At 70.0% G+C, this 5,198-nt stretch carries 5 protein-coding genes; 4 read left to right on the forward strand and 1 reads right to left on the reverse strand.

The window, feature by feature from the left end:
- Together AC1DOC_RS18300 and AC1DOC_RS18305 are read left to right on the forward strand one after the other, a co-directional pair.
- The coding region (locus AC1DOC_RS18300) for an FAD-binding and (Fe-S)-binding domain-containing protein (protein WP_478130217.1) at positions 1 to 1,909 on the forward strand (1,909 nt) is incomplete at its 5' end.
- A gap of 21 nt (positions 1,910 to 1,930) precedes the next feature.
- A complete protein-coding gene (locus AC1DOC_RS18305) occupies positions 1,931 to 2,509 on the forward strand; it encodes a methylated-DNA--[protein]-cysteine S-methyltransferase (RefSeq protein WP_369663033.1) in 579 nt (192 codons plus the stop codon).
- On the opposite strand, the gene AC1DOC_RS18310 is transcribed toward AC1DOC_RS18305, so the two are convergent.
- Positions 2,506 to 3,390: a LysR substrate-binding domain-containing protein gene (locus AC1DOC_RS18310; protein ID WP_478130218.1), complete on the reverse strand. Its 885-nt coding sequence runs from the start codon at positions 3,388 to 3,390 to the stop codon at positions 2,506 to 2,508. The two genes, AC1DOC_RS18305 and AC1DOC_RS18310, sit on opposite strands and share 4 nt — an antisense overlap.
- A gap of 78 nt (positions 3,391 to 3,468) precedes the next feature.
- Here AC1DOC_RS18310 and AC1DOC_RS18315 point away from each other — a divergent pair, with 78 nt between their 5' ends.
- Positions 3,469 to 4,641, forward strand: a complete 1,173-nt coding sequence (locus AC1DOC_RS18315; protein ID WP_049809821.1) for an MFS transporter — start codon at positions 3,469 to 3,471, stop codon at positions 4,639 to 4,641.
- Positions 4,638 to 5,198: pyridoxamine 5'-phosphate oxidase family protein (locus AC1DOC_RS18320; protein ID WP_478130219.1), on the forward strand; the 561-nt coding region annotated here is incomplete at its 3' end. The genes AC1DOC_RS18315 and AC1DOC_RS18320, both read left to right, overlap by 4 nt.

Here is a 5,198-nt window from a genome sequence, read left to right on the forward strand (position 1 = left end):
CCTCTGGGAAGTGCGCAAGGCCGGCCTCAACATCATGATGAGCCTGAAGGGCGACGGCAAGCCGGTGAGCTTCATCGAGGACTGCGCCGTGCCGCTCGAGCACCTGGCCGAATACACCGATGCACTGACCGAGGTGTTTGCCAGATATGGCAGCCGCGGCACCTGGTATGCGCATGCCTCGGTCGGCACGCTGCACGTGCGGCCGATCCTGGACATGCGCACCGACGGCGGCGCCAAGATGCGCGCCATTGCGGAAGAAGCCGCGGCACTGGTGCGCAAGTACAAGGGTGCCTTCAGCGGCGAGCAYGGCGACGGCCTGTGCCGCGGCGAGTGGATCGAATGGCAGTTCGGTCCGGCCATCAACGAGGCCTTCCGCGCCATCAARCGCGAGCTCGATCCGGCCAACCTGTTCAACCCCGGCAAGATCGTCGATACGCCGCGCATGGACGACGCCTCGCTGCTGCGCTTTGCGCCGCCTACCGCGCCCAGGCCCTACCGGCGCATCGAGCTCAAGCCCGTGCTCGACTGGTCGGCCTGGAACGTCAACGCCGACCCGGTGACCGAGAAGACCACCGCGCCCGGCACCGGCGGCGACAGCACCGGCGGTCTCGCCAAGGCCGTGGAGATGTGCAACAACAACGGCCACTGCCGCAAGTTCGACGCCGGCACCATGTGCCCGAGCTACCGCGTGACGCGCGACGAGCGGCACCTCACGCGCGGACGCGCCAACACGCTGCGGCTCGCGCTGTCGGGCCAGCTCGGCACCGATGCCTTCACCAGCGAAGAGATGCACGAGACCATGGACCTGTGCGTCGGCTGCAAGGGCTGCAAGCGCGACTGCCCGACCGGCGTCGACATGGCGAAGATGAAGATCGAGTTTCTCGACCACTACAAGAAGCGCCACGGCCACACGCTCAAGGACAGGCTGGTGGCCCACATGCCCGACTACGCGCACAAGGCGAGCCGCCTGCCGTGGCTCATGAACCTGCGCAACACCGTGCCCGGCGCGGCCTGGCTCGGCGAGAAGCTGCTGGGCTTTTCGGCGCGCCGGTCGCTGCCCGAATGGCGCTCCGACACTTTCTGGCGCGCCAAGGCCGAGCTGCCGGGCATGTTCGCCAGCCGCGAAGCCGTGCTGTCGGTGCAGGCGAACGGCGGCCGCGCGGCGGTGCTCTTCGTCGACACCTTCAACGGCACCTTCGAGAGCGAGAACGCGCTGGCCGCGGCGCGTGTGCTCAAGGCCGCGGGCTACACGCTGCACACGGTCGAGAAGAGCGGCGGACACCACTGCTGCGGCCGCACCTTCCTGGCGAGCGGCATGGTCAGCGAGGCCAAGCGCCGTGCGGAAGCATTGATCGACGCGCTCCGGCCGCTGGCCGAGGCCGGCGTGTCCATCGTCGGCCTCGAGCCTTCGTGCCTGCTCACGCTGCGCGACGAGACCCTGGTGATGGGCTTCGGCAAGAAAGCCGAAACCGTGGCGAAGCAGGCCTTGCTGTTCGAGGAGTTCATTGCGCGCGAGCTCAAGGCCGGCCGCTTCAAGCTCGCGCTCACGCCGGCCACGGCGCCGATCCTGCTGCACGGCCACTGCCACCAGAAGGCCTTTGGCGCGGTGAGCCCGATATTGGACGTGCTGCGGCTCATTCCCGGTGCCGAGCCCGAGCTGATCGAAAGCTCCTGCTGCGGCATGGCGGGCAGCTTCGGCTACGAGGCGCGGCACATCGACGTGTCGATGCAGATGGCCGAGGCCAGCCTGCTGCCCGCGATCCGCGCGCGGCCCGACGCCATCGTGGTGGCCGACGGCACCAGCTGCCGCCACCAGATCGGCGACGGCGCGCAGCGCGAGGCGGTGCACGTGGCGGTGCTGCTGGAGCGGCACTTGGTGCCGCCAACCCTGTCGCCCGATCAGGCTTAGCGGCTGGCAGAAAATGGCGCGATGAATGCAGCATCGGGCAGCACCAGCAGCGAAACCATCGAGCCAGGCTTTGCCTTGTTCGAAACCGCCATCGGCACCTGCGCGCTGGCCTGGGGACCGCGTGGGCTCGTCGGCGTGCAGTTGCCCGAAGAAAACGGTGAGGCTGCCACGCGGGCGCGCATGCGGCGCCGCTTTGCAAACCTGAGCGAAGCCGAGCCGCCCGAAAGCGCGCGGCGCGCGATCGCGGCCATCCAGGGCCTGCTGAACGGCGAATCCGATGACGACCTCAGCGGCATCGTGCTCGACATGAGCCATGTGTCGGAATTCCACCAGCGCATCTATGCGATCGCACGGCGCATTCCGCCCGGACAGACGCGCACCTATGGCGAGATCGCGGCCGAACTCGGCGACAAGGGCCTGTCGCGCGCGGTGGGCCAGGCCATGGGCCACAACCCCTTCGCGCCCGTGGTGCCATGCCACCGCGTGCTGGCCGCGGGCAACAAGCCCGGCGGCTTTTCGGCGGGCGGCGGCGCGCTGACGAAGCTGCGCATGCTCGACATCGAAGGCGCGCGGCCGAACGGAATGGCTTCGCTGTTCTAGCGCGGGCCCATCATTTCCTCGAACCATTGCGCGACGTACGCGGCTTCCGGCGCAGCGCCGGGCGACAGGCCGTAGTAGTAGCGGTTCAGCGGCATGCGCAGCGCGGGCAGCGGCGACTGCAGCCGGCCCGAGGCCAGGTCGTGCGCCACCAGCGAGGTCGGCGCCAATGCAATGCCGAGCCCGTCGACCGCGGCCTGCAGCACGAAGTGCAGGTGGTCGAACTGCAGCCGCCCCGCCGGCTTGGCGCGCGGTGCGCCGACGTGCTTCTTCCAGGCGTCCCAGTCTTCCTTGCGCGTGCGGGCCGACAGCTGCACATGCGAGGCCAGCGCGCGCAGGTCCGAAAGCGGATGCGCCTTGAACAGCGCCGGCGCGCCGACCACCAGCACCTCGTCCTCGAGGAAGGGGCGCACCTCGATGGAAGGCGGCCAGCCCTCGAGCCCGCGGCGCACCGCGATGTCGAAGCTGCCCGCGGCCTGTTCGGGCATGACCGTGCTCGTGACCACCTGCGGCTCGATCTCGGGGTAGCGCTCGACGAACAAGGGCAGGCGCGGAATGAGCCACCGCACCGCGAAGGAGGGCCGCACGTTGATCCTCACGGCACGGACCGGCCCTTGCGCCTGCAATGCACGCGCCGCCGAATGGATCTGCGCGATGGCCGGGCCCGCCTCGGCGAAGAACTGCTGCCCCTCCGCGGTCAGCGCGACCTGGCGGATGCGGYGCTCGAACAGCGCGACGCCCAGGCATTCCTCCAGGCTCTTGATCTGCCGGCTCACCGCGCTGTGCGTCACATGAAGCTCGATCGCCGCGCGCGTGAAGCTCTGATGGCGGGCCGCGGCGACGAAGGCGCGCACGGCATTGAGGGGCGGTTCTCGAAGCGGCATGCGTGCAATTTTCTCACGCATGGCGGGCATTAATGTCGTTTGTCGGCATGCCTTGCGCCGGCGCACGATGCGGGCTCGATGTTTCGCACCACGCCCGCTCCAGCTCCCGCTGCCACCGACCTGAACTCCCGCCACGCGGCCATTGCGCTCGGCCTTTCGCTGCCGGCCGACGTGGTGCTCTACCTGCTGCTGCCGATGTATGCGGCGCAGTTCGGCGTCACGCTGGCGGAGGCCGGCATGCTGCTTGCGGCCAACCGGCTCGTGCGCATTGCGGGCTATGGCGCGGTGGCGCGCTTCTATGCGCGCAACGGTGATCGGCTCACTTGCACCATCGCGGTGGTGGCGGCTGCGTTCTGCGGACTCGGCTATGCCACGCTCTCGGGCTTCTGGGCGCTGCTGCCGCTGCGGCTTGTATGGGGGTTGTGCTTTGCCGCGCTCAACCTGTCGACGCAGTCGCTGGCCACGGCCGAACTGCTGGGTGCGGCGCGCCGCAGCGGGCGTTCGCGCGCACTCATCGCGATGGGGCCGGTGCTCGCATTGCCGCTGGGCGCGCTGCTGGCGCTGTGGGCCGGGCCGCGCATCATCTTCTGCATTCTTGCGGCGTTCTCGCTGGCGGCGGTGCTGGCCACGCGGCGCCTGCCTGCGGCGCCGCACGGCAGCCCRCACAGCCGGCCCGCGCGCCGCTTCGGGCGGCCCAACAGCCTCGATGCCTGGTCGTTCATGGAAGGGCTCACGCTCGACGGGCTCTTCATCGTCGGCCTGTCCTATCTGGGCAAGGACCTGATGCCGGGCGGCGCGGTGGTCATGGCCGGTTCGCTGATGGCGCTGCGCTACCTCGCGGAAATCCTGCTGAGCCCGGTCGGCGGCCACATGGCGGAGCGCTTCGGTGCCGAGCGGCTGCTGGTGAGCCTCTCGCTCGTGACGGCGATCGCGCTGGCGGGCTTCGGGTTGGGCTGGCTGTGGAGCTGCGCGGCACTGATCGTGGTGCTGCGCGCCTTGCAGCTGCCATTGCTGCCGCCGATCGTGGCGCGCCGCACCCCGGGGCCCGAGCGCATGCATGCGCTGGCCGCGCGCGCGGTGTGGCGCGACGTGGGCGCCGGCATCGGGCCGCTGCTGGCCGGGCTCCTGCTGCCGGTCGTGGCATCGTCCTGGCTCTACGGCATCTGCGCGCTGCTGCTCGCCGCCGCGGCGCTGGCCTGCGGCAGGAACCCGTCGGCATCGCCGGACAAGCAACAAGGAGTGATCCCATGACCCATGCCATCGACACCCTCGCGCAGCTCGAAGCGCTGTTCGGCGAAGCCGGCGAGGCCTCGCTCAAGAAGGAGGTGCCCTGGCTGCACCCGAGCTACCAGGCGCTGATTGCCGCCTCGCCCTTCGCGGTGCTGGCCACCACCGGACCCGGCGGCCTCGACGCCTCGCCGCGCGGCGACCCGCCCGGCTTCGTGGCGGTGCAGGACGAGAAGACGCTGCTGCTGCCCGAGCGCCGCGGCAACAACCGCATCGACAGCCTGCGCAACATCGTGGCCGATCCGCGCGTGGCGCTGCTGTTCCTGATTCCAGGCGTGGGCGAGACCCTGCGCGTGAACGGCAGGGCGCGCATCACGACCGAGCCCGGGCTCATGGCCCGCTTCGCAATGGAGGGCAAGCCGCCGCAGTGCGTGATCGAGATCCGGGTGGAATCGGTTTTCTTCCAGTGCGCGCGCGCCATCCAGCGTTCGAAGCTGTGGGCGCCGCTGCCGGCGGATTTGCGCCGCGAGGTGCCCACGCCCGGCGCCATCCTGTCGGCGCTGACCGATGCCGCCTTCGAC

It is taken from the genome of Variovorax sp. 01T439_2, assembly GCF_056398445.1.